Raw genomic sequence first — 24,018 nt, 5'->3', positions numbered from 1 at the left:
TAGTGGATAATGCAAGTTAAGCGATTTTTCGCCGCCGATATGCGTCAGGCCATGAAGCTGGTCCGGGATGAGCTTGGCTCCGATGCCGCCATCATCGGTAACCGCCGCATCGCCGGTGGTGTCGAATTGACGGCCGCGCTGGACTACAAATTGTCCGCCCTGGCCCCGCGCGTACCCAACGCCGAGCTTGAAGAAGAGCTGCGCAAGACCCACACGCGCATTGCCACGGCCCAGGCCGAACTGGACCAGCGCAGCGACACCAGCGACAACAACCGCCAATTGTTCGCCGGCCAGTCGCTGACGGCCTCCGAGCCGCTGGTCGAGCCGCACGTGGACGCCCCGGCACCTGCCGCTGCGCCAGCCCCGGCGCCGGTCGACCCGCGCCTGTTCGATGCCATGCGCTCGGAGCTGTCGGGCCTGCGCGAGCTGCTGGAAGTGCAGCTCGGCTCGCTGGCCTGGAGCCAGCTGCAAGGCAGCAAGCCGCAGCAGGCCAACCTCTGGCGCCGCCTGCAACGCATCGGCCTGTCCGGCCCGATTGCCCGTGAACTGCTCGACCTCACGACTGAGATCGAAGAGCCACGCCAGGCCTGGCGCATGCTGCTGGCGCACCTGGCGCGGATGATCGAAATCCCCGAGGTGGAGCCGATTGAAGAGGGCGGTGTGATCGCCATGGTCGGCCCGGCTGGCATGGGCAAGACCACCACCCTGGCCAAGCTGGCTGCGCGCTACGTGCTCAAGTACGGCGCCCCGCAGTTGGCGCTGGTGAGCATGGACAGCTTCCGCATCGGTGCCCAGGAGCAGCTCAAGACCCTGGGGCGCATCCTCAATGTGCCGGTGACCTACGTCGACCCGGGCCAGTCCCTGGCCCAGGCGCTGGAACCGCTGCTGCGTAAACGCGTGGTGCTGATCGATACCGCTGGCCTGCAGGCCAGCGACCCGGCCCTGCGCATGCAGCTGGAAACCCTGGCCAGCCGTGGCATCGCCGCGAAGAATTATCTGGTGCTGGCAACCACCAGCCAGAAGCAGGTGCTGACCGCCGCCTACCACAGCTACAAGCGCTGTGGCCTGGCCGGCTGTATCCTGACCAAACTCGACGAAACGGCAAGCCTCGGCGACGTGCTGAGCCTTGCCATCAGTCATGAATTGCCGGTGGCCTACCTGACCGATGGGCCGCGCATTCCCGATGATTTGCACTTGCCCCGGGCGCACCAGCTGGTCACCCGTGCGGTCAATGTGCAGCAGCAGGACGAGCCCAGCGAAGAGGCCATGGCCGATATGTTCGCTGATCTCTATCACAACCCACGGCGAGCGGGTTGATGATGAAGTGTGTGCAACGTAGCTATGCCAAGGGGCACGCAGAATTGCCTCACGTGTGGCCTGAGTCCCAGCGAGACAAGGTAAAAAACAGACATGGGTAGCATGCATCCCGTACAGGTGATCGCCGTGACCGGTGGCAAAGGTGGCGTCGGCAAGACTAACGTTTCAGTGAACCTGTCTCTGGCGCTGGCCGAGCTTGGCCGCAGGGTCATGTTGCTGGACGCCGACCTGGGCCTGGCCAATGTCGACGTATTGCTTGGCCTGACCCCCAAACGCACCCTGGCCGACGTTATTGAAGGGCGCTGTGAGCTGCGCGATGTGATGCTGCAAGGCCCCGGCGGTGTGCGCATCGTACCGGCGGCCTCCGGCACCCAGAGCATGGTGCACCTGGCGCCGGCCCAGCACGCTGGCCTGATCCAGGCGTTCAGCGACGTCGGCGACAACCTCGACGTGCTGGTGATCGACACCGCTGCGGGTATCGGTGACTCGGTGGTCAGCTTCGTTCGCGCGGCCCAGGAAGTGCTGCTGGTTGTGTGCGACGAACCCACCTCGATCACCGACGCCTACGCACTGATCAAACTGCTCAACCGTGACTACGGCATGAACCGCTTCCGGGTGCTGGCCAACATGGCGCAGAGCCCGCAAGAAGGGCGCAACCTGTTCGCCAAGTTGACCAAGGTCACCGATCGCTTCCTTGACGTTGCCCTGCAGTACGTGGGCGCCGTGCCGTACGACGAGTGCGTGCGCAAGGCAGTGCAGAAGCAGCGCGCGGTGTACGAGGCGTTCCCGCGTTCCAAGTGTGCGTTGGCCTTCAAGGCCATTGCGCAGAAGGTCGACAGCTGGCCGTTGCCGGCCAACCCGCGCGGGCATCTGGAATTCTTCGTCGAGCGTCTGGTGCAGCCCACCAGCGCAGGACCGGTACTATGAATGCGAGCGGCTTCAAGATGTACAGCAGGGCGTCGAAAGACGCCCAGTATGAGCTGATCGAACGCTACGCCCCGCTGGTCAAGCGCATCGCCTATCACCTGTTGGCGCGGCTGCCCGCCAACGTCCAGGTCGAAGACCTGATCCAGGCCGGCATGATCGGCCTGCTGGAAGTGGCCAACAAGTATGACGCCAGCAAGGGCGCCAGCTTCGAGACCTACGCCGGCATCCGCATCCGCGGCGCCATGCTCGACGAGGTGCGCAAGGGTGATTGGGCACCGCGGTCGGTGCACCGCAATACCCGCATGGTCAGTGATGCAATGCGCGCGGTTGAAGCAAGAACCGGTCGCGACGCTAAAGATCACGAGGTTGCTGCCGAACTCCAATTGAGTCTCGATGATTACTACGGGATTTTGAACGATACCCTGGGCAGCCGGCTGTTCAGCTTCGACGACCTGTTGCAGGATGGCGAGCACGAAGGCCTGCACGAAGACGGCGCCAGTGGCCAGGTGGAACCGGCGCGGGGCCTTGAAGACGAGCGCTTCCAGGCTGCCCTGACCGATGCGATCGCCAACCTGCCAGAGCGCGAGCGGCTGGTGCTGGCGCTGTACTACGACGAAGAGCTGAACCTCAAGGAAATCGGTGAAGTGCTGGGCGTCAGCGAGTCGCGGGTAAGCCAGTTGCACAGCCAGTGCGCCGCACGTTTGCGCAGCCGTCTGGGTGAGTGGCGGGCGCGCTGAACGCCAGCCGTTGCACTGAAGACGCTGCAGCCGTTTCACGTTGTGCCGAATTGAATGAATGCGTGCTCGGGGGCCGAGCGCGTTTGAGACTGCTTGGAGGTCTAATTGGACAAGAACATGAAAATCCTCATCGTTGACGACTTTTCGACGATGCGGCGGATCATCAAGAACCTGCTGCGTGATCTGGGCTTCACCAACACCGACGAAGCTGACGACGGCACCACTGCGTTGCCGATGCTGGAAAACGGCCACTACGACTTCCTGGTGACCGACTGGAACATGCCGGGCATGTCCGGTATCGACCTGCTGCGCAAAGTCCGCGCCAGCGAAAAGCTTAAAACCATGCCGGTACTGATGGTGACGGCCGAAGCCAAGCGCGACCAGATCATCGAAGCGGCCCAGGCCGGCGTCAATGGTTACGTGGTCAAGCCGTTCACCGCTCAGGTGCTCAAAGAAAAGATCGAGAAGATCTTCGAACGCGTCAACGGCTGAGTCACGTCAGGGGGCGCGCCATGGATTCATCACAAACGTCTTTGGGGGAGTTCGAATCGACCCTGAAGAAGCATGCCCAGGAGCTGGTAGAGAGCCTGGAGCGCGGGCGCTTCGGCGAGGCGGTGCAGCTGATTCATCAGCTGAACCAGACCCGCGATCGCGGCCTGTATCAGGAAGTCGGCAAGCTGACCCGTGAGCTGCACAGTGCGATCGTCAGTTTCCAGATCGACCCGCACATGCCGCAGGCCGAGGAGGTCTCGCAGATCACCGACGCCACCGAGCGCCTGTCCTATGTGGTCAAGCTGACCGAGGGTGCCGCTAACCGCACCATGGACCTGGTCGAGGAAAGCACGCCGGTGCTCAACGACCTGGCGGGTGAGGCCAAGGCCCTGAGCGTGGACTGGCAGCGCTTCATGCGCCGCGAAGTGGCCGCGCCGGAATTCCGTGACCTGGTCAAACGCGTCGACAGTTTCCTGACGCACAGCGCTGAAGGTAACCGCAAGGTCTCAGGCCACCTCAACGACATTCTGCTGGCTCAGGACTATCAAGACCTGACCGGGCAGGTGATCAAGCGGGTCACCGCGCTGGTCACCGAGGTGGAAAGCAACCTGCTCAAGCTCGTGCTGATGGCCAGTCAAGTCGACCGGTTTGCCGGTATCGAACATGACCACCAGCAGCTGCGTGCTGAAAAAGATCAAGAAAAACATCCGACTCGGGGTGAAGGTCCGCAGATTCATGCCGATAAGCGTGAAGACGTCGTGTCCGGTCAGGACGATGTCGATGATCTGCTGTCCAGTCTGGGTTTTTAAGGAGCACGTTTAATGAGCTTCGGCGCCGATGAAGAAATCCTTCAGGATTTCCTGGTAGAAGCCGGCGAAATTCTTGAGCAACTGTCCGAGCAACTGGTCGAGCTGGAAAGCCGACCGGATGATGCCGACCTGCTCAATGCCATTTTTCGCGGTTTCCACACTGTAAAAGGGGGCGCCGGCTTCCTCCAGCTCAACGAGCTGGTGGAGTGCTGCCATATCGCCGAGAACGTGTTCGACATCCTGCGCAAAGGTGAGCGCCGGGTCGACGCCGAATTGATGGACGTGGTGCTGGAGGCGCTGGACACGGTCAACAGCATGTTTGGCCAGGTCCGCGAGCGCAGCGAGGTCATCCCCGCTACCCCAGAACTGCTGGCGGCGTTGTCGCGCCTGGCCGAGCCTGCTGCTGCCGACGCGGTCGCAGCGCCTGCGGCTGCAGCCGAGCCGGTCGCCGCGGCGCCTGCCGAAGAGCCAGACATCACCGACAGCGAATTCGAGCAGCTGCTCGACTCGCTCGACGCGGTCAAGGCCCAGGCCGCTGCCGATGAGCAGATGCAAGGCGAAACCGTCAGCAGCGCCGGTGACGAAATCACCGACGCCGAATTCGAATCGTTGCTCGACCAGTTGCATGGTAAAGGCCAGTTCAGCGCCGAAGTCGCCGCTGAGCCTGTGGCCAGCGCTGCGGCCCCGGTCAGCGATGAAATCACCGATGAAGAGTTCGAGTCGCTGCTCGACCAGTTGCACGGCAAGGGCACCTTCCAGGCCGATGCCTTGCCGGCCGCCAATGCGCCAGCAGCGGCAGCGCCGCAAAGCGTTGCAGCGGCCAGCGCAACGAGTGACGAGATCAGCGAGCACGAGTTCGAAGCCTTGCTCGATGAGTTGCACGGCAAGGGCAAGTTCTCGGGTGACGCGGTCGCGGTCGAAGCGCCTGTCGCCGCCAAGGTCGAGAGCAAGCCGGTGGCCAAACCGGCACCTGCTCCAGCCGCCGCCCCAGCAGCTGCCAGCAAGCCCGCACCTGCGCCTCGCGCGCCGGCCCCAGCGGCAGAAAAACATGCGGTCAGCGAGGCGGAAACCACCGTGCGCGTCGACACTGCGCGCCTGGACGAGATCATGAACATGGTCGGCGAACTGGTGCTGGTGCGTAACCGCCTGGTGCGCCTGGGCTTGAACAGCGGTGACGAGGCCATGTCCAAGGCCGTGTCGAACCTCGACGTTGTCACCGCCGACCTGCAGACCGCGGTCATGAAGACCCGCATGCAGCCGATCAAGAAAGTCTTCGGCCGCTTCCCGCGCCTGGTTCGCGACCTGGCCCGCCAGCTCAAGAAAGAGATCAACCTGGAGCTGGTCGGTGAAGAAACCGACCTCGACAAGAACTTGGTCGAGGCCCTGGCCGACCCGTTGGTGCACTTGGTGCGCAACGCCGTCGACCATGGCGTCGAGATGCCCGACGAGCGTGAAGCCACCGGCAAGGCGCGTACGGGGCGGGTGGTGCTGTCGGCTGAACAGGAAGGCGACCATATCCTGTTGTCGATCTCTGATGACGGCAAGGGCATGGACCCCAACATCCTGCGCGCCAAGGCCGTGGAGAAGGGCCTGATGGACAAGGACGCCGCCGAGCGTCTGAGCGAGTCGGACTGCTACAACCTGATCTTCGCCCCGGGCTTCTCGACCAAGACCGAGATCTCTGACGTGTCTGGCCGTGGTGTCGGCATGGACGTGGTGAAGACCAAGATTTCCCAGCTCAATGGCTCGATCAACATCTACTCGGCCAAGGGCCAGGGTTCGAAGATCGTCATCAAGGTGCCGCTGACCCTGGCGATCATGCCGACCTTGATGGTGATGCTGGGCAACCAGGCCTTCGCCTTCCCGCTGGTGAACGTCAACGAGATCTTCCACCTCGACCTCTCGCGTACCAACGTGGTCGATGGCCAGGAAGTGGTGATCGTGCGCGACAAGGCATTGCCGCTGTTCTACCTCAAGCGCTGGCTGGTCCAGGGCCAGGTGCACGAAGAGCAGCACGAGGGCCATGTGGTGATCCTGTCGGTCGGCACCCAACGCATCGGCTTTGTCGTCGATCAACTGGTGGGCCAGGAAGAAGTGGTAATCAAGCCGCTGGGCAAGATGCTGCAGGGCACGCCGGGCATGTCCGGGGCCACGATCACCGGCGACGGTCGCATCGCGTTGATCCTCGACGTTCCGAGCATGCTCAAGCGTTACGCCGCGCGGCGTATTTGATTTCGGTGGCGCGCCCTGGCGGGTTGCGCCGCCTAATGGAGTGTTTATGGCAGTCAAGGTCCTGGTGGTGGATGATTCCGGTTTCTTCCGCCGCCGTGTCTCGGAAATCCTCTCGGCGGACCCGACGATCCAGGTAGTGGGTACCGCGACCAATGGCAAGGAAGCAATCGACCAGGCGCTGGCGCTCAAGCCCGATGTCATCACCATGGACTACGAAATGCCCATGATGGACGGCATCACCGCAGTGCGGCACATCATGCAGCGCTGCCCGACGCCGGTGTTGATGTTCTCTTCGCTGACCCATGAAGGCGCCCGGGTGACCCTCGACGCGCTGGATGCCGGTGCGGTGGATTACCTGCCGAAAAACTTCGAAGACATCTCGCGCAACCCCGAGAAGGTCAAGCAGATGCTGTGCGAAAAGGTGCATACCCTGTCGCGCAGCAACCGTCGTTTCGGCAGTTACAACCCAGCACCTGCTGCTGCGCCGGTCACTACCAGCAGCAGCCATGCGCCGACCAGCAGCTTCGCAAGCCCGGCCACGGCCCCGGCGCGCACGGCACCGCCGGTACGCACCCCGGCCGCAGCGCCCGCGGCACATGCCCCGGCACCCAAGCGCAAACCTTACAAGCTGGTGGCCATTGGTACGTCCACGGGCGGCCCGGTGGCGCTGCAGCGGGTGCTGACGCAACTGCCCGCCAACTTCCCGGCGCCGATCGTGCTGATCCAGCACATGCCGGCGGCTTTCACCAAGGCGTTTGCCGAACGCCTGGACAAGCTGTGCAAGATCAGCGTGAAGGAAGCCGAGGACGGTGACCTGTTGCGCCCAGGCCTGGCGCTGCTGGCCCCGGGTGGCAAGCAGATGATGATCGACGGCCGTGGCACGGTGAAGATCCTGCCGGGTGACGAGCGCCTGAACTACAAGCCGTGCGTGGACATCACCTTCGGCTCGGCGGCCAAGTCTTACGGCGACAAGGTGCTGTCGGTGGTGCTCACCGGCATGGGCGCCGACGGCCGTGAAGGCGCGCGCCTGCTCAAGCAGGGCGGCAGTACCGTGTGGGCCCAGGATGAAGCCAGCTGCGTGATCTATGGCATGCCCATGGCCATCGTCAAGGCCAACCTGGCCGACGCGGTGTACAGCCTGGACGAGATCGGCAAGCACCTGGTCGAGGCCTGCGTCTGATGGACGTGCTAAGCCTGATCGGCCTGATCCTGGCGTTTGTCGCGATTGTCGGCGGCAACTTCCTCGAAGGCGGGCACGTGGGTGCGCTGATCAATGGCCCGGCGGGCTTGATCGTGCTGGGCGGCACCTTGGCGGCGGCGCTGTTGCAGTCGCCGCTGTCGGCCTTCAAGCGTGCCTTGCAGATTTTGCGCTGGATCCTGTTCCCGCCCCGGGTCGACCTGGCAGGCGGTATCGACCGGGTGGTGAACTGGAGCCTGACGGCGCGCAAAGAGGGCCTGCTGGGCCTGGAAGGGGTGGCTGATGCCGAGCCCGACCCCTATGCGCGCAAGGGCCTGCAGTTGCTGGTCGACGGTGCCGAGCCTGAAGCCATCCGCAGCATTCTTGAAGTCGACTTCCTGACCCAGGAGGGCCGTGACATCCAGGCCGCCAAGGTGTTCGAGAGCATGGGCGGCTACGCCCCGACCATCGGCATCATCGGCGCGGTCATGGGCCTGATCCATGTGATGGGCAACCTGGCCGACCCGTCGCAGCTGGGTAACGGCATCGCCGTGGCGTTCGTCGCCACCATCTACGGCGTGGCCAGCGCCAACCTGATCCTGTTGCCGATCGCCAACAAGCTCAAGGCTATCGTCATGCGCCAGTCGCGTTACCGCGAGATGCTGCTTGAGGGCCTGCTGTCGATTGCCGAGGGTGAAAACCCGCGCTCGATTGAGCTGAAGCTGCAAGGCTTCATGGAGTAACCATGCGCCGCCGTCGTCATACCGAGGAACACGAGAATCACGAGCGCTGGCTGGTGTCGTACGCCGACTTCATCACCTTGCTGTTCGCGTTTTTCGTGGTCATGTACTCGATTTCCTCGATCAACGAGGGCAAGTACAAGGTCATTTCGCAGGCCTTGCTCGGGGTGTTCAACGACCCCGAGCGGAGCATGAAGCCGATCCCCATCGGTGATGAGCAGCCGCTGAGCGTGCGCCCGGCCGAGCCTTTGGTCAGGGACAGCGAGCAGACCGAAGCGGGCCTGGCGCAGACCAACGTCGACCCGCTGAAGACCATCAGCGATGACGTGCGCGACGCCTTTGGCGACCTGATCAAGACCGACCAGATGACCGTGCGCGGCAATGAGCTGTGGATTGAAATCGAGCTCAGTTCCTCGCTGTTGTTCGGCAGCGGTGATGCCATGCCCAGCGACAAGGCCTTCGACATCATCGAAAAGGTGGCGAACATCCTCAAACCGTTCGCCAACCCGGTGCATGTCGAAGGCTTTACCGACAACCTGCCGATTCGCACCGCGCAGTACCCGACCAACTGGGAGCTGTCGTCGGCGCGGGCGGCCAGCATCGTCCGCCTGCTGGCCATGGAAGGGGTCAACCCGGCGCGCATGGCCTCGGTGGGCTATGGCGAGTATCAGCCGGTCGCCAGCAACGACAGTGCCGAAGGCCGTGCGCGCAACCGCCGCGTGGTGCTGGTGATTTCGCGCAACCTCGAAGTGCGCCGCAGCCTGACTGGCACAGGTAGCGCCAATGCCACGCCGGATGCGGCGTTGCGCCGTGCTGGCACACAAAGTGCACCGGCAACGCCAGCAATGGGGACGGGGCAATAACTCGTCAATTCTCTGTCACCGCGTACCCTGTGGGAGCCGGCTTGCCGGCGATGCAGGCAACGCGGTGTGTGGCACCGGCTTTGCCGGTGATCGCCGGCAAGCCGGCTCCCACAGGGTATCAGCGTCATCATGAGTCAAGAGTTGTCCTATGAGAGTCTGGGCAGTAGCCAATCAAAAAGGTGGCGTCGGCAAGACCACCACGACCATCGCCCTGGCTGGCCTGCTGGCTGAGGCGGGCAAGCGCGTGGTCGTCGTCGACCTCGACCCGCATGGGTCGATGACCAGTTATTTCGGGCACAACCCCGATGCGCTGGAACACAGCTGCTATGACCTGTTCCTGCACCAGGGCAGCGTGCCCGAGGGCTTGCCGGGGCAATTGCTGCTGCCGACGAGCGACGAGCGTATTTCGCTGTTGCCATCGAGCACTGCGCTGGCGGTGCTGGAGCGCCAGTCGCCGGGCAAGAACGGCCTGGGGCTGGTGATCGCCAAGAGTCTGGCGCAGCTGTGGCAAGACTTCGACTTTGCCTTGATCGACAGCCCGCCCTTGCTCGGCGTGCTGATGGTCAACGCCCTGGCCGCGAGCCAGCAACTGGTGATCCCGGTGCAGACCGAATTCCTCGCGGTCAAGGGCCTGGAGCGCATGGTTGGGACCCTGGCCATGGTCAACCGTTCGCGTAAACAGGCCTTGCCTTACCAGATCGTGCCGACCCTGTTCGACCGCCGTACCCAGGCCTCCCTGGGCACGCTCAAACTGCTGCGCGACACCTATGGGCAGCATGTCTGGCAGGGTTACATCCCGGTCGACACGCGCTTGCGCGATGCCAGCCGCAAGGGCGTGACGCCTTCGCAGTTCGATGGCAAGAGCCGTGGGCTGATTGCCTACCGGGCGCTGCTCAAGCATTTACTGACCTACAAAACCGCAGTGCAGGTGGCCTGATGACGCAGACACGGCAAACCAGCACGCGGCCGCAGATGGCCCTGCAATCCTACCTCGATGGCTTGTTGCAAGAGGCCACCGAGGCCGACGACCTGCTCGAGCTGCCGACAGCACCGGAGGACTTCGCCGACGCGGCGCGCGAGGAGCAGGCGCGTGATGCACGCCAGCCTGCCCAGGCCACCCTCGCGGCGCCCCGGCCCTTTGCCGAGCCGCGGTTACAAGTACTGCCCAGCGTGCTGCCGGTGGAAGAACCGGTGGTGGCGGTGGTCGAGCAGCAGGTAGTGGCCGAGGCCAGCATCCCGGTGCTGATCGAAGCGCCCGCGGTAGAACCGGCGGTGCCGGTGGTGGATGTGCACCTGCCTGCGCCGAACCTGCCGGTGCCGCCAGCAAGCATCGATGGCCGCCCGGCCTGGGCAGCGGAGCCGTTCGAGTGCCTGCTGTTCGACGTCGCCGGGCTGACCCTGGCGGTGCCCTTGGTGTGCCTGGGCTCGATCTACAACCTGGCCGGCCAGGAGCTGACGCCGCTGTTCGGCCAACCGGACTGGTTTCTTGGCATCCTGACCTGCCAGGCCGGCAACCTGAAGGTCCTCGACACCGCGCGTTGGGTAATGCCCGACCGCTACCGCGACGATTTTCGCCAGGGCCTGCAGTATGTGATTTCGGTCCAGGGCTATGAATGGGGGCTGGCCGTGCACCAGGTCAGCCGTTCCCTGCGCCTGGACCCGTCCGAGATCAAGTGGCGCAGCCAGCGTGGCCAGCGCCCCTGGTTGGCCGGCACGGTGATCGAACACATGTGTGCCTTGCTTGACCTCGCCGAACTGGCCGAGCTGATCGCCAGCGGCGCAGTCAAGCAGATGCACGCCAAACACAAATGACACCGAACACACCGCCTAGCGCGGATTTTGAGGGGTAGGGGAATGAAAAAGTCGTCCGCACAAGGTTCCGAAGATCCGATCCTGCAATGGGTAACCTTCCGTCTGGACAACGAGTCCTACGGGATCAATGTCATGCAGGTGCAGGAAGTGTTGCGCTACACCGAGATCGCCCCGGTACCGGGCGCGCCGAGCTACGTGCTGGGCATCATCAACCTGCGTGGCAACGTGGTGACGGTGATCGACACCCGCCAGCGTTTTGGCCTGATGCCGACCGAGGTGACCGACAACACCCGTATCGTCATCATCGAGGCGGACAAGCAAGTGGTCGGCATCCTGGTCGACAGTGTTGCCGAGGTGGTCTACCTGCGTCAGTCCGAGATCGAGACGGCGCCGAATGTGGGTAACGAAGAATCGGCCAAGTTCATCCAGGGCGTGTGCAACAAGAACGGCGAGCTGCTGATCCTGGTGGAACTGGACAAGATGATGACCGAGGAAGAGTGGTCCGAGCTTGAGAACATCTGAGTTGATCCTTGAGGTTGCTGTCATCTTCCTGGCGCTGCTTTGGGCGCTGGGTGTGTGGATGTTCCTCAACCACACCAAGCGCCAGCGCGAGCTGGCGGCGCAACAGGCTGCGGGCGATGCGCTGCGTGATCAGCGTATCAAGGACCTGGCCAAGCGCCTGGACGACTACCAGAACGGTACCGTGCGCATGGGTGAGGCTATCCAAGACGTGCGCGAGACGTTGGCCACCTTGCCGGATCGGCTGGAGCGGCTGGAGCAGCGTGACCCCAGCAGCGTCACCTTCAGCCAGGCGGCCAAGCTGGTCGGCATGGGGGCGAGCGTGTCCGAGCTGACCGAGACCTGCGGCCTGACCCAGGCCGAGGCGGAGTTGATGAGCAAGTTGCACCGTACCGAGTGAGCTGAATCCTTGGGGCCGCTGTGCGGCCCTTCGCAGCACAAGGCTGCTCCTACAGAATGTGCGGTGGTCCTTGGGGCCGCTGTGCGGCCCTTCGCAGCACAAGGCTGCTCCTACAGGTACAGCGCCATTTTGTAGGAGCAGCCTTGTGCTGCGAAGGGCTGCACAGCAGCCCCAATGGCTCACACCTCAGGTGGTAGACCAGGAATGCATGCCACCCACCTTGGCCAGGCGATTGAGCGGCAAGCGGTCACGCCAGACCAGGCGCAAGGCCTCCAGGTCGACGTACAGGAAGCTGTTGATACGCGGCATCGTGTACAGGTTGTACAGCTGACGAATCAGGTACAGGTCGGGCAGCAAGCGGTCGGTCACGGCGCTGAGCATCGCCGGGCCGGTGATGTGGCTGAGGCGTTTGGCGTACGCATAGAACCCTCGCGGGTCGCTGGCCAAGGTCGGCCGCGCCCGGTAGAAGTCCGGGTCGGCAAGAAAACGCGCCTGCATCTCTTCCGATATCGCCAGCAAGGTCGGGTTGCCGGCATGGCTGCCGATCATGCTGTTGTTGTACAGGGTGTTCATGCCCAGTTTCTGGTTGGACATGGGCGGATGCAGGAGCAACCCGTCATCCGTGGTTGCCAGCACCACATCATCGATCGCCGCGTGTGCGCCTTGGCCCAGTAGTTCGTCATCGACGTCCATGTACAGCCCACCTTCGGCGTGCAGCATCGGGTAGCGCAATACGTCCGAGGCGGAGGCGAAGTTGCTTGCCACGCCATCATTGCCCTCGATGGCCGCTTGGTAATGACCGAAGTACTGGCTCTGCTCGAAGGCTTTGAAAAAGGCCTGGTCCTCCAATGGCAGTACTTGCAGCCCCGGCACGTTCCTGGCCAGTTCATCGACGTTGTGCGCATAGGCCTGCGGGTTTGCCTTGGAGAGGTACAGCCGGTACTGGTACGGGCCTTCCTCCAGGCGCCGGGCATTGCCAGCCAACGTCTCAAGCAGCTCGGGGCCAAGTGTCTTGTCGCCTACCCACAGCGATGTAATCCGTTGCGGGATGGGGCGAGCGCCGGCGGGAAATGGGCTGGGTAGCTGCACAGGCAGTTGCAGGTCGATACCCAGGCCACGCAGTGATGCCATGCGCATCGGGTCGGTGACGGCCCGGCCTTCGGGGTTGGCTAGGCGCATGTTGCCGGTGAGCGGTTCGGCTTCGAAGTAGGTCGGGTCTACCTCATTGGTGCCTTCCTCAGTGATGAACAGGTCGGCCTGCATGTCATAAACCAATTCAAGCTCTTCCGGGTAATCCGGCGTCTCCTCGTAATAGCTGATCATACGATCGGTATCGCCGTTGTACCGCGGGTAGCGCCGTATAGAGTTGGCCACTGCGGCATCGCCGTCCGGCAATGGCGCGATGGGGGCAGGGCGGTGGAAGTAGGGCGCGACATCCACCGGGGGCAAATGCGGTGGGTCGGAAGGGCTCAGCGGGTAACCCCACTGCTCGTTCACCCGGCGCGGGGCGACGAAGCCGTCCTGCTCGAAACGCAGCAGGCCCTTGCCTTTGGCCACCGCTTCCAGTGCCAGCGGCGTTGCATTGAGCAGGCCGTAGGTGATGTTGCCGATGCCGTCGAGCTTGTCGTGCAGGGTCTTGCCATTGATGGCTTGGTCCAGGCCCAGGCCCAGTTGCACGATACCGCCCAGCGCCAGCAAGGGCGCCAGGCCAGGCACCACGAAGGTCAGCGGCGCCAGCAGGTTGAGCGTGCTATTGAGGTGGCTGCGCCATTTGCGTTTGCTGATCTCGCTGTTGCTGGTGATGATGAAATCGGCGTCGTCGTAGCAGCGCTGCCGCTGACGCAGGGCCATGGCCTGGAACAGGTCGCCGGTGATGCGCGGGTTGTACTTGCCGGGGCGGTAGTTGACATAGGTGCGCGGGGGCCAGGTGCCGTCGTCGTTGAAAAAGCCATGTTCCGGTGGCAGGCGATGGCTGCGTGGGTATTCGCCCAAGCCTTCAAGCGCGGTGTCCAGGCCGCTGAAGTCGATACCCTGGGGGCCATCGGCCAAGCGAAAGTGTTGCTTGAGCGCCTGGCGCCGGGTGGCGTCCTTGCACTGTTGGCCGACCCAATCCTTCAACAGAGCTTCGCTGGCGAATTCCAGCAGGGGCGAGCTGTTGCCGGGTACATAGAGCAAAGTCAGGTCGCTGTGGCTGTCGTTGATGTACAGCAGGTCCGTGGATGCGTAGCCGTAAATGCTCAGGGTGCTCAGGCGCAGGCCCTTGCCGCGTGGGATGACATCGGCCGCGCGCCAGGCCAGTTGGCCCGCGGCGTCGCTGAGGCTGCCGTCGCCGATCTGCTTGTTGCAGGCAGCAAGGAAGTTGAGTTTGCAGCACAGGCGGTAGCTGGGCAGTTGGTCGTGCCAGTAAGCGTCGAGCGACGTCTTGTAGCGGGTGTGGAAGTCCAGTGCCTCGATGTGACGCTGCAGGGCTTCGGCGCGCACGTTCAGCAGCGTCGAGTGGTCGTAGCGGGCAGGTTCGCTACGCTTGAACAGGCCGTTGAACACCTCATACCAGGCCCCGTTGTCGACGTGCGGTTGTGCTGGGAGATGCTCGACACAGGTGATTGGGCCGTCTTCGGGCAGCCTGCCGGCCCAGGGGGCTTTGAACAGGCCGCCGAAAAAGTCGTTGTTGGATTCACCTTGCCAGTTCATCAGCACGGCTTGCGTCAGGCTCACACGCTGCACTACCTGTGCCTGGTACTGGGTGGCTCCGGCCGGGTGTATGTGCAGCGTCACCACCTCGACCTGGTCGGGGTCCAGGTGCACGCCTTGTGTCGCCAGCCAGTCCTGGATGGCCTGCTTGGCGTCGCGGTCGGGTCGGGGCAGGGTGGCGAGGTGATTGCGTACGTACTGCACGCCAGCCGCGTTGATGTGGGTGGTCGGCATGTCGGTCTCCGTGGTGGGGAAAAACCACAGGATCGACCGACAGGGCCAGGGTGCGACGGTAGATAATGCTTGCCGGGCGGTTCAGCCCGACTTGCCGGGCAGGCGCGGCAACAGCTCGGTGACGTCACGCTCGGGTTTGGCGGAATCGTCAAAGCCTGGCGGCACCTTGCCGCGCAGTTGCCAGGCAAAGGCAATGATCTCGGCGATGGTCAGGTACAGCGCCTCGGGTATCTGATCGCCCAGCTCCAGCCGGGCCAGCAGGCGCACCAGCTCGGCGTTCTCGTAGATCGGCACCTCGTGTTGGCGGGCCAGGGCGAGGATGGCTTCGGCCAAGGCATCGTCGCCCTTGGCGCTGAGGGTGGGTGCCTGTTGGCCGTCGTAGCTCAGGGCAATGGCCTGGCGGGGGGGGTTGAGGCTCATGCGTTTTCGTCCACCCAGCGTTGTTCGACCCGCGTGCGGGGGCCTTGAGGGGGGATGCCGGGGTGGCATTCCAGGTCGCCGACGTCCAGGCCGCGGGCCAGCAGGCGCTCGCGCAATGTGCCGAGCTGGCTGTCGATCAGCCGTGCGGTGGGTTCACGTTCTGCCCACAGTTGGCCATTCAAGCGGCCCTGGCTCAACTGGGCCTGGACTTGCAGCGGGCCAAGCGGCGCGAGGTCAAAGGCCAGCTCGATGCGCCACAGGGCCTGCAGCGGGTCTTGCGATGCCTGCTGGCGGTCGGCTTGCTGCTGCGGCGTTTCCTCGCGTTGCAGCTTGACCTGCAGCGGGATGAACTCCTGGCCATGGCGAATGGGGACTTCGGTCTGCCAGGTGGTTTGCAGGTTGCCGTTTTCAAGCGTGCCAGTTTGTTGCAGGCTGCTCATGGCGTGGCTTTGCAGGCGCGAGACAGCCGCCGCGGCCAGGCGCAGCAGTTGTTGCAGGTCACCTTCGTCTTCCATGGCCTTGAGCAGCCGTGAGGGCAGCGGAAACGCCCCCGGCTGGGGTTTCGGGCTGACTCGGTCCAGCATGCCCAGCGCCCCGCGCGCCAAGGCCGGCATTGTCAGGGCCAAGGTACTGGGGGCTAGGGCTGTTGCGCCGGGTGTGGTGACCGAGGCCTGGGTCACCAACCTGAGCAGGTGCGCCTTGAGGTCGGTCGCGACGCTTGCTGGCAGGCCGCCCAGCAGCTTTGCCTCGAGGAAGGCGCCGCTGTTGTTCAGGGCCTGGGCGACGGCCTTGGCATCGCCGAGCTGGCGCGCGTCGGGCAGGCCGGCGAGCACGCGGTCGGCGGTCGCGCGCAAGTCGCCGTCGGCGCCCGGGTCGCGGGCGAGCTGTTGCAATGCGCTGAGCAGGCCCGGTAACGAGGCCTGACGGTTTTGCTGGGTGAGCAGTTGCTGGGCAATGCTCAGCTGGTCTTGCCGGCCACTGAGTGGCACGAATTGCAGCGACTGGTCGCCTTGCACCCGCGCGCTGAGCAGGCTGCCCACCGGCAGCGGGCGTGGGCTGTCGATGGTCAGGGTGGCGCCGGCCTGGGCACTGTTGAGCAGGCTGACCAGCGAACGGTAACCGGCGGCCTGGCCCTGCGCTTGAAGGATGGGCTGGTTGGTCAGGACCTTGCCTTGCAGCAGGGTGCCGACCGGTACCTTGGCCGTGTCCAGGCGGGTGAGGGTGGCGATGTTGCTGGTGCTGGCCTGTTGCAACAAGATGGCCAGGCGATTGCCTTCGGTTTGACTGACCGTGACCTGGCTGCCCGGGGGCAAGGGCTGGCTGGCACTGGCGTGCAGTTGGGTCTGGGCGCCGTTGGCCTGCATCAGCCGCAGCACAAGCTGGAATTCCCGGCCCAGCTGGCGCATCGACAACACCTCGGCCTGCGCCGTTTCGCCCGGGGCCAGCAAGCCGGGTTGTGCTTGCGTGAGGCGCAGCAGTTCGCCGGTCATGCCCGCCTTGATGGTCTGGGCGCTGATCGCGGTTTGTGCGCCGAGACTATTGATTTCAGTCATGATTGTATACAACCTGTCGAACCCGCCCTCTTGGCAGCGAGGCCGTGCATGTAATAATGCCGCCCGTCCGCCACTGCCACTGTAACGGCAGGGAGGGGGGCGACTTGAGGCACTGGGTTCAAGATCGGCGACTGGTCTTGAACCCTACACAGATAAGGCGAAACCGTGACCCTTCACCTCCAAGCCGCGGGCCTGGCCTGCGAGCGCGACTGGCGCCTGCTGTTCGAGCACCTGGATTTCGAGCTGCGGCCCGGCGACATGCTGCAGATCAGTGGCCCCAACGGCAGCGGCAAGACGAGCTTGTTGCGCCTGCTGGCCGGGTTGATGCAGCCGACTGCCGGGCAGATTCTGCTCGGTGGCCAGCCGTTGGCCGAACAGCGCCATGCCCTGGCCAGCATCCTGCTGTGGATTGGCCATGCTGCGGGGATCAAGGACCTGCTCACCGCCGAGGAGAACCTCACCTGGCTCTGTGCTTTGCACCAACCTGCCAGCGCCGAGGCAATCTGGGCGGCGCTGGCGGCGGTCGGCCTGCGCGGTTTCGAAGACGTGCCTTGCCATACCTTGTCCGCCGGCCAGCAGCGCCGTGTGGCCCTGGCCCGCTTGTACCTCGAAAGCCCCCCCTTGTGGATTCTCGACGAGCCGTTCACCGCCCTCGACAAACAAGGCGTGGCGCAGCTCGAAGCGCACCTGGCGGCGCATTGCGAGCAGGGCGGCACGGTGGTGCTGACCACCCACCACAGCCTCGAACGCAAACCGTCGGGCTACCGTGAACTGAACCTGGGGCAATGGGCGGCATGAGCGTATTCATCCTGTTGTTGCGTCGCGAAGCGCGCCTGTTGTTCCGCCGCCCGGCCGAGCTGGCCAACCCGCTGGTGTTCTTCGCCATCGTCGTGGCCCTGTTCCCGCTGGCGGTCGGCCCTGAGAGCCAATTGTTGCAAACCTTGTCGCCGGGCCTGGTGTGGGTGGCGGCCTTGCTGGCCGTGCTGCTGTCGCTGGACGGCCTGTTCCGCAGCGATTTCGAGGATGGCTCGCTGGAGCAATGGGTGCTGTCGCCGCATCCGCTGGCGCTCCTGGTATTGGCCAAGGTGCTGGCGCACTGGATCTTTTCCGGCCTGGCGCTGGTATTGTTGGCGCCACTGTTGGCACTGATGCTGGGGCTGCCGAGCCATTGCCTGCCGGTGCTGCTTGCCTCGTTGCTGCTGGGTACGCCCGTGCTGAGCCTGTTGGGTGCGGTGGGTGCGGCGCTGACGGTCGGTCTTAAACGCGGTGGTCTGCTGCTGGCATTGCTGATTCTGCCGTTGTATATCCCTGTATTGATCCTGGGCAGTGGTGCGTTGCAGGCAGCGTTGCAAAATATGCCAGCCACCGGCCATCTGCTCTGGCTTGCCAGCCTCACGGCCCTGGCGGTGACACTGGCACCCTTTGCGATAGCGGCCGGCCTGAAGATCAGCGTCGGCGAATAACGAGTCCTGGGCTCTCAAGCCTGGCTAATACCCTGGATGTACCCTGATGAAAATGAGTTGGACGTGGTTCCACAAGCTCGGTTCCCCCAAATGGTTCTATGCCATCAGCGGCCGTATGTTGCCGTGGCTGGCCATTGCCTCCCTTGCGCTGCTGCTGGTGGGCATCACCTGGGGCCTGGCATTCGCGCCCCAGGACTACCAGCAGGGCAACAGTTTCCGCATCATCTACATCCATGTGCCGGCGGCGATGCTGGCGCAGTCCTGCTACGTGCTGCTGGCGGTGGCCGGGGTGGTGGGGCTGGTGTGGAAGATGAAACTGGCCGACGTCGCCCTGCAGTGCGCAGCGCCGATCGGCGCCTGGATGACCGCCGTGGCGCTGGTCACCGGTGCCATCTGGGGCAAGCCGACCTGGGGCAGCTGGTGGGTGTGGGATGCCCGCCTTACGTCGATGTTGATTCTGCTGTTCCTGTACTTCGGCATCATTGCACTGGGCCAGGCAATCAGTAATCGTGACAGCGCGGCCAAGGCCTGTGCGGTGCTGGCGATTGTCGGTGTGATCAACATCCCGATCATCAAGTACTCGGTGGAGTGGTGGAACACCCTGCACCAGGGCGCCACGTTCACCCTGACCGAAAAACCCGCGATGCCTGCCGAAATGTGGTTGCCGCTGCTGTGCACGGCGCTGGGTTTCTACTGTTTCTTCGGCGTGGTGCTGTTGATGCGCATGCGCCTTGAAGTGCTCAAGCGTGAGGCACGCGCCAGTTGGGTCAAGGAGGAAGTATTGAACAGCCTGGGGCGGAGGGCCGCACGATGAGTTTTGCCTCGTTCGGTGATTTTCTCGCCATGGGCCACCATGGCCTGTACGTGTGGACGGCCTATGGCATCTGCCTGGCGGTGCTGGCGCTGAATGTCGCCGCGCCGCTGATGGCCCGCCGTCGCTACCTGCAAGAAGAGGCGCGCCGTTTGCGCCGGGAGAACAACCAGTGAATCCGCAGCGCAAGAAACGCCTGTTGCTCATCGTCGGCCTGTTGGTCGGTGTCGGGGTTGCCGTCGGCTTTGCCCTGAGCGCCTTGCAGCAGAACATCAACCTGTTCTACACCCCCACTCAGATCGCCAACGGCGAGGCGCCGCAGGATACCCGTATCCGTGCCGGTGGCATGGTCGAAAAAGGCTCGGTGCAGCGTTCGGCCGACTCGCTCGACGTGCGCTTCGTGGTCACCGACTTCAACAAGTCGGTGCCGATCACCTACCGCGGCATCCTCCCCGACCTGTTCCGCGAAGGGCAGGGCATCGTTGCCCTGGGCAAGCTCAATGCCGAGGGCGTGGTGGTGGCCGATGAAGTGCTGGCCAAGCACGACGAAAAATACATGCCGCCCGAGGTCACCAAGGCCCTGAAAGAAAGCGGCCAAGCCGCCGCCGGCGCGGGGGCCAAACCATGAACGCGGCACTGGTGATACCCGAACTCGGCCAGTTGGCGATGATCCTGGCCATCTGCTTTGCCGCCGTGCAGGCCAGTGTGCCGCTTCTCGGCGCCTGGCGCGGCGACAGCCTGTGGATGAGCCTGGCACGCCCGGCGGCCTGGGGGCAATTCGCCTTCCTGACCTTTGCTTTTGCCTGCCTCACCCATGCCTTCATGACCGACAACTTCTCGGTCGCCTACGTCGCCAGCAACTCCAACAGCGCTTTGCCCTGGTACTTCAAGTTCAGTGCCGTGTGGGGCGCGCACGAGGGTTCGTTGCTGCTGTGGGCGTTGATCCTGGGCGGCTGGACCTTCGCCGTGTCGGTGTTCTCGCGCCAGCTGCCGCAAGTGATGCTGGCCCGTGTGCTGGCGGTAATGGGCATGATCAGCGTGGGCTTCCTGAGCTTTTTGATCATCACCTCCAACCCGTTCCAGCGCCTGCTGCCGCAAGTGCCGACCGATGGCCGTGACCTCAACCCGTTGCTGCAGGATATCGGCCTGATCGTCCACCCGCCGATGCTGTACATGGGCTACGTGGGCTTCTCGGTGGCCTTTGCCTTCGCCATCGCCGCCTTGCTTGGCGGGCGCCTTGATGCCGCCTGGGCACGCTGGTCGCGGCCGTGGACCATCGTCGCCTGGGCCTTCCTCGGCGTGGGCATCACCCTGGGCTCGTGGTGGGCTTACTACGAGCTGGGTTGGGGCGGCTGGTGGTTCTGGGACCCGGTGGAAAACGCCTCGTTCATGCCTTGGCTGGTGGGCACGGCCTTGATCCACTCGCTGGCGGTGACCGAGAAGCGTGGGGTGTTCAAGAGCTGGACCGTGCTGTTGGCGATCGCAGCCTTCTCGTTGAGCCTGCTGGGCACCTTCCTGGTCCGTTCCGGGGTGCTGACCTCGGTGCATGCCTTTGCCGCTGACCCGTCACGCGGCGTGTTCATCCTGATCTTCCTGCTGTTCGTGGTGGGTGGCTCGCTCACCCTGTTCGCCCTGCGTGCGCCGGTGGTCAAGAGCCAGGTCGGCTTTGCCCTGTGGTCGCGCGAGACGCTGCTGTTGGCCAATAACCTGGTGCTGGTAGTGGCGGCTTCTATGATCCTTTTGGGCACCCTGTACCCCTTGGTGCTCGATGCCCTGACCGGGGCCAAGCTGTCGGTCGGCCCGCCGTACTTCGATGCGTTGTTCCTGCCGCTGATGGCACTGCTGATGGTGGTGCTTGGGGTGGGCGTGGTGGTGCGCTGGAAGGACACGCCCGGCAAATGGCTGGCAAGCATGATGACCCCGGTTCTGATCGGCAGCGCAGTGCTCGCCCCGGTCGCGGGCTTCATCGTCGACGATTTCGACTGGCCAACGCTGACGGCCTTTGCCCTGGCGGCCTGGGTCGTACTCAGCGGGTTGCGTGATGTGCTCGACAAGACCCGCCACAAGGGCCTGGCCAAAGGCATGGGTGGCCTTACCCGCAGCTACTGGGGCATGCAGCTGGCGCACCTGGGCCTGGCGGTGTGCGCACTGGGCGTGGTGTTGTCGAGCAACAACAGTGCCGAACGCGACCTGCGCATGGCGCCGGGCGAAAGCGTCGAGCTTGGCGGCTATCACTTCCTGTTCCAGGGTGCCAAGCACTTCGAGGGGCCGAACTTCATTTCCGACAAGGGTACTGTGGTGGTGTCTCGCGACGGTCGCGAAGTGACCACGCTGCACCCTGAGAAGCGGCTGTACACCGTGCAGCAGTCGATGATGACCGAAGCCGGCATCGACGCCGGCTTCACCCGCGACCTGTACGTGGCCCTGGGCGAGCCGTTGGAAAACGGCGCTTGGGCGGTGCGTGTGCATATCAAGCCTTATGTCCGCTGGATCTGGCTGGGCGGTCTGCTGACCGGCCTGGGCGGTTTGCTGGCGGCCCTGGACCGGCGTTACCGCGTCAAGGTCAAGACCCGGGTGCGTGATGTCCTGGGCGTGTCTGGAGCAGCTGCATGAAGCGTTGGATCATGGTGGTGCCACTGGCGGTGTTTCTGCTGGTGGCGGTTTTCCTCTACAAAGGCTTGTTCCTCAAACCCGACGAACTGCCTTCGGCGATGATCGGCAAGCCCTTCCCGGCATTTTCCCTGGCCTCGGTGCAAGGTGATCGCAACCTGACCCAGGCTGACCTGTTGGGCCGCCCGGCGTTGGTCAACGTGTGGGGGACCTGGTGCCCTTCGTGCAAGGTCGAGCACCCGTACCTGAACCAGCTGGCCGAGCAGGGCGTGGTGATCCACGGGGTCAACTACAAGGATGACAATGGCGCGGCGCTGAAGTGGCTGGCCGAGTTCCACAACCCCTACCAGCTGGATATCCGCGACGAGCAGGGCACCCTGGGCCTGGACCTGGGCGTGTATGGCGCGCCGGAAACCTTCCTGATCGACGCCAAGGGCATCATCCGCTACAAGCACGTGGGCATTGTCGATGCCAGCGTCTGGCGCGAACAGCTGGCGCCGCTGTACCAGGGCCTGGTCGATGAGGCCAAGCCATGAAGCGCGGGCTGGCAGCAGCCGTACTGGGGTTGGCCCTGGGCCTGGGCGTGGCGGGCGTGGCCAGGGCGGCCATCGATACCTACCAGTTCCGCGATGACGCCGAGCGTGAGCGGTATCAGCAACTGACCAAGGAGCTGCGCTGCCCGAAGTGCCAGAACCAGGACATCGCCGACTCCAACGCGCCGATTGCCGCCGACCTGCGCCGCGAAATCTTCCGCATGCTGGGCGAAGGCAAGAACAACGAGCAGATCGTCGACTTCATGGTCGACCGCTACGGTGACTTCGTGCGCTACAAGCCCGCGCTCAGCGGGCGCACCTGGCTGCTGTGGTTCGGCCCGGGGATCCTGCTGGCCGGTGGTTTCGTGGTGCTGCTGGTGATCGTTCGCCGCCGCCGCGGTGCAGCGGCCCAAGGTGCGCATGAGTTGTCCGTCGACGAACGCGAGCGTCTCGCCAAACTGCTGGAAAAAGAACAGACCCATGATTGAATTCTGGCTTAGCGCGGGCCTGCTGCTGCTCGCTGCCCTCAGCTTTCTGCTGATCCCGATCCTGCGTGGCCGTCGCCGTCAGCAAGAGGAAGACCGCACCGCCCTGAACGTCGCCTTGTACCAGGAGCGCGTGGCCGAACTGGCTGCGCAGCAAGCCGCTGGCGTGCTCGATGACGTGCAATTGGCCAAGGGCCGTGACGAAGCGGCCCGTGAACTGCTGGCTGACACCGAAGGTGGTGAGTCCGCGCGCCAAGGTCATCTGGGCAGAGCGCTGCCGCTGTTGGCGGCGGTGTTGGTGCCGCTGATGGCGTTGGGGCTGTACCTGCACTTTGGCGCGGCTGACAAAGTCGAGCTGACCCAGGAATTTGCCCAGGCGCCCAAGACCATGGACGAGATGACCACGCGCCTTGAGCGTGTGGTGAAGGCCCAGCCGGATTCCGCCGAAGCCCTGTATTTCCTTGGGCGTGCCTACATGGCCGAACAGCGTCCGGGCGATGCGGCGCGTACCTTCGAACGTGCCGTGGCCCTGGCGGGCCGTCAGCCCGAGTTGCTGGGGCAATGGGCCCAAGCGCAGTACTTTGCCGCTGACAAACAGTGGAACCCGCAACTGCAGGCGTTGACCGATGAAGCCCTCAAGGCTGACCCGAACGAAGTGACCAGCCTGGGCCTGCGCGGCATTGCTGCATTCGAGGGTGAGCGTTACCAGGAAGCCATCGACTACTGGAAACGCCTGCTGGCGCAACTGCCTGAAGGCGATGCTTCGCGCGCCGCCTTGCAAGGCGGTATCGACCGGGCTGCCGAGCGCCTGGGCGGTGAGCCTGGCCAAACCGTCACACCCGTGGCTGCCCGGCTGAAGGTGCGTGTGGAGCTGGCAGCGGCGCTCAAAGACAAGGTCAAGCCCGACGACACGGTGTTCATTTTCGCCCGTGCCAGTAATGGCCCGCCCATGCCGCTGGCAGCGAAGCGGGTGACCGTGGCGCAGTTGCCGATCGAGGTGGAGTTGTCTGATGCCGACGCGATGATGCCGCAGATGAAACTGTCGGACTTTACTGAAGTCCAACTCGTTGCCCGTGTGTCGCGTGCCGGCCAGCCCACTCATGGCGAATGGATCGGCCAGGGTTCGCCACTGGCCACTGCCACTCAGGCCACGCAACACCTGACCATCGACAGCCCAGACCCGTAAGAGAGCA

Annotated in this window: 25 protein-coding genes; 22 read left to right on the top strand and 3 right to left on the bottom strand. The window is 64.1% G+C overall.

Going from position 1 to position 24,018, the window contains the following annotated elements:
• The first annotated feature begins 9 nt into the window (after positions 1-9).
• The 13 genes from flhF to D886_RS0105870 all read left to right on the top strand — a co-directional run bounded on the left by flhF (position 10) and on the right by D886_RS0105870 (position 12,025).
• On the top strand, positions 10-1,317 hold the full coding sequence (gene flhF / locus D886_RS0105930) for a flagellar biosynthesis protein FlhF (protein ID WP_027593014.1): 1,308 nt from the start codon (positions 10-12) through the stop codon (positions 1,315-1,317).
• Between the two features lie 93 nt (positions 1,318-1,410).
• Positions 1,411-2,244 (top strand): flagellar synthesis regulator FleN, encoded by an 834-nt coding sequence (gene fleN / locus D886_RS0105925; protein WP_027593013.1) that lies wholly within the window; start codon positions 1,411-1,413, stop codon positions 2,242-2,244.
• Positions 2,241-2,981, top strand: coding sequence for an RNA polymerase sigma factor FliA (gene fliA / locus D886_RS0105920; RefSeq protein ID WP_027593012.1), 741 nt, complete (start codon positions 2,241-2,243; stop codon positions 2,979-2,981). Before fleN ends, fliA begins: the two co-directional genes overlap by 4 nt.
• Positions 2,982-3,098: 117 nt before the next feature.
• The gene (locus D886_RS0105915; RefSeq protein ID WP_077068541.1) at positions 3,099-3,473 is read left to right on the top strand and encodes a chemotaxis response regulator CheY; all 375 of its coding nucleotides are present in this window, start codon (positions 3,099-3,101) and stop codon (positions 3,471-3,473) included.
• Positions 3,474-3,493: 20 nt separating this feature from the next.
• On the top strand, positions 3,494-4,282 hold the full coding sequence (locus D886_RS0105910) for a protein phosphatase CheZ (protein ID WP_027593010.1): 789 nt from the start codon (positions 3,494-3,496) through the stop codon (positions 4,280-4,282).
• 12 nt (positions 4,283-4,294) lie between these two features.
• Positions 4,295-6,514, top strand: a complete 2,220-nt coding sequence (locus D886_RS0105905; protein WP_027593009.1) for a chemotaxis protein CheA — start codon at positions 4,295-4,297, stop codon at positions 6,512-6,514.
• A gap of 46 nt (positions 6,515-6,560) precedes the next feature.
• Entirely contained in the window at positions 6,561-7,694 is a 1,134-nt protein-coding gene (locus tag D886_RS0105900; protein WP_027593008.1) for a chemotaxis response regulator protein-glutamate methylesterase, read from the top strand.
• Positions 7,694-8,434 (top strand): flagellar motor protein, encoded by a 741-nt coding sequence (locus tag D886_RS0105895; protein WP_027593007.1) that lies wholly within the window; start codon positions 7,694-7,696, stop codon positions 8,432-8,434. Before D886_RS0105900 ends, D886_RS0105895 begins: the two co-directional genes overlap by 1 nt.
• 2 nt (positions 8,435-8,436) lie before the next feature.
• Positions 8,437-9,294: a flagellar motor protein MotD gene (gene motD / locus D886_RS0105890; protein ID WP_027593006.1), complete on the top strand. Its 858-nt coding sequence runs from the start codon at positions 8,437-8,439 to the stop codon at positions 9,292-9,294.
• 148 nt (positions 9,295-9,442) lie between these two features.
• Entirely contained in the window at positions 9,443-10,231 is a 789-nt protein-coding gene (locus tag D886_RS0105885; protein ID WP_027593005.1) for a ParA family protein, read from the top strand.
• Complete coding sequence (locus D886_RS0105880; protein ID WP_027593004.1) at positions 10,231-11,106, top strand: CheW domain-containing protein; 876 nt, start codon at positions 10,231-10,233, stop codon at positions 11,104-11,106. The genes D886_RS0105885 and D886_RS0105880 overlap by 1 nt, the downstream gene beginning before the upstream one ends.
• A 42-nt stretch (positions 11,107-11,148) precedes the next feature.
• Positions 11,149-11,628: a chemotaxis protein CheW gene (locus D886_RS0105875; protein ID WP_003254393.1), complete on the top strand. Its 480-nt coding sequence runs from the start codon at positions 11,149-11,151 to the stop codon at positions 11,626-11,628.
• Between the two features lies 1 nt (position 11,629).
• Complete coding sequence (locus D886_RS0105870; RefSeq protein ID WP_027593003.1) at positions 11,630-12,025, top strand: DUF2802 domain-containing protein; 396 nt, start codon at positions 11,630-11,632, stop codon at positions 12,023-12,025.
• A 186-nt stretch (positions 12,026-12,211) separates the two neighbouring features.
• Here the strand turns inward: D886_RS0105870 and D886_RS0105865 are convergent, their stop codons facing one another.
• From D886_RS0105865 to D886_RS0105855, 3 genes are all read right to left on the bottom strand, one after another.
• Positions 12,212-14,950, bottom strand: a complete 2,739-nt coding sequence (locus tag D886_RS0105865) for a dermonecrotic toxin domain-containing protein (protein ID WP_027593002.1) — start codon at positions 14,948-14,950, stop codon at positions 12,212-12,214.
• Positions 14,951-15,031: 81 nt separating this feature from the next.
• A complete protein-coding gene (locus tag D886_RS0105860; protein ID WP_027593001.1) occupies positions 15,032-15,370 on the bottom strand; it encodes an EscU/YscU/HrcU family type III secretion system export apparatus switch protein in 339 nt (112 codons plus the stop codon).
• Positions 15,367-16,923 carry a flagellar hook-length control protein FliK gene (locus D886_RS0105855; protein ID WP_027593000.1) on the bottom strand — a complete coding sequence of 519 codons (1,557 nt, stop codon included), beginning with the start codon at positions 16,921-16,923 and terminating at the stop codon, positions 15,367-15,369. Before D886_RS0105855 ends, D886_RS0105860 begins: the two co-directional genes overlap by 4 nt.
• Positions 16,924-17,088: 165 nt before the next feature.
• Between D886_RS0105855 and ccmA the strand changes: the two genes are divergently transcribed.
• From ccmA to ccmI, 9 genes are read left to right on the top strand one after another with little or no spacing between them, the layout of a single operon-like run.
• The gene (ccmA, locus tag D886_RS0105850; protein WP_027592999.1) at positions 17,089-17,721 is read left to right on the top strand and encodes a cytochrome c biogenesis heme-transporting ATPase CcmA; all 633 of its coding nucleotides are present in this window, start codon (positions 17,089-17,091) and stop codon (positions 17,719-17,721) included.
• Positions 17,709-18,386: a heme exporter protein CcmB gene (gene ccmB / locus D886_RS0105845; RefSeq protein WP_371097214.1), complete on the top strand. Its 678-nt coding sequence runs from the start codon at positions 17,709-17,711 to the stop codon at positions 18,384-18,386. Before ccmA ends, ccmB begins: the two co-directional genes overlap by 13 nt.
• A gap of 46 nt (positions 18,387-18,432) precedes the next feature.
• Complete coding sequence (locus tag D886_RS0105840) at positions 18,433-19,200, top strand: heme ABC transporter permease (RefSeq protein WP_027592997.1); 768 nt, start codon at positions 18,433-18,435, stop codon at positions 19,198-19,200.
• Positions 19,197-19,373, top strand: a complete 177-nt coding sequence (gene ccmD / locus D886_RS0105835; RefSeq protein WP_027592996.1) for a heme exporter protein CcmD — start codon at positions 19,197-19,199, stop codon at positions 19,371-19,373. The genes D886_RS0105840 and ccmD overlap by 4 nt, the downstream gene beginning before the upstream one ends.
• Entirely contained in the window at positions 19,370-19,825 is a 456-nt protein-coding gene (ccmE, locus tag D886_RS0105830; protein WP_027592995.1) for a cytochrome c maturation protein CcmE, read from the top strand. The genes ccmD and ccmE overlap by 4 nt, the downstream gene beginning before the upstream one ends.
• Positions 19,826-19,836: 11 nt before the next feature.
• Positions 19,837-21,810, top strand: coding sequence for a heme lyase CcmF/NrfE family subunit (locus D886_RS0105825; RefSeq protein ID WP_177323878.1), 1,974 nt, complete (start codon positions 19,837-19,839; stop codon positions 21,808-21,810).
• Positions 21,807-22,343, top strand: a complete 537-nt coding sequence (locus D886_RS0105820; protein ID WP_027592993.1) for a DsbE family thiol:disulfide interchange protein — start codon at positions 21,807-21,809, stop codon at positions 22,341-22,343. The genes D886_RS0105825 and D886_RS0105820 overlap by 4 nt, the downstream gene beginning before the upstream one ends.
• Complete coding sequence (locus tag D886_RS0105815; RefSeq protein WP_027592992.1) at positions 22,340-22,828, top strand: cytochrome c-type biogenesis protein; 489 nt, start codon at positions 22,340-22,342, stop codon at positions 22,826-22,828. Before D886_RS0105820 ends, D886_RS0105815 begins: the two co-directional genes overlap by 4 nt.
• A complete protein-coding gene (gene ccmI, locus D886_RS0105810; RefSeq protein WP_027592991.1) occupies positions 22,821-24,011 on the top strand; it encodes a c-type cytochrome biogenesis protein CcmI in 1,191 nt (396 codons plus the stop codon). Before D886_RS0105815 ends, ccmI begins: the two co-directional genes overlap by 8 nt.
• Positions 24,012-24,018 lie beyond the last annotated feature (7 nt).

The organism is Pseudomonas sp. LAIL14HWK12:I7 (genome assembly GCF_000483465.1).
GTDB lineage: Bacteria > Pseudomonadota > Gammaproteobacteria > Pseudomonadales > Pseudomonadaceae > Aquipseudomonas > Aquipseudomonas kermanshahensis.
The sequence above is the reverse complement of the archived record's forward strand: the minus strand, read 5'-3'. Positions and strand labels throughout refer to the sequence as shown.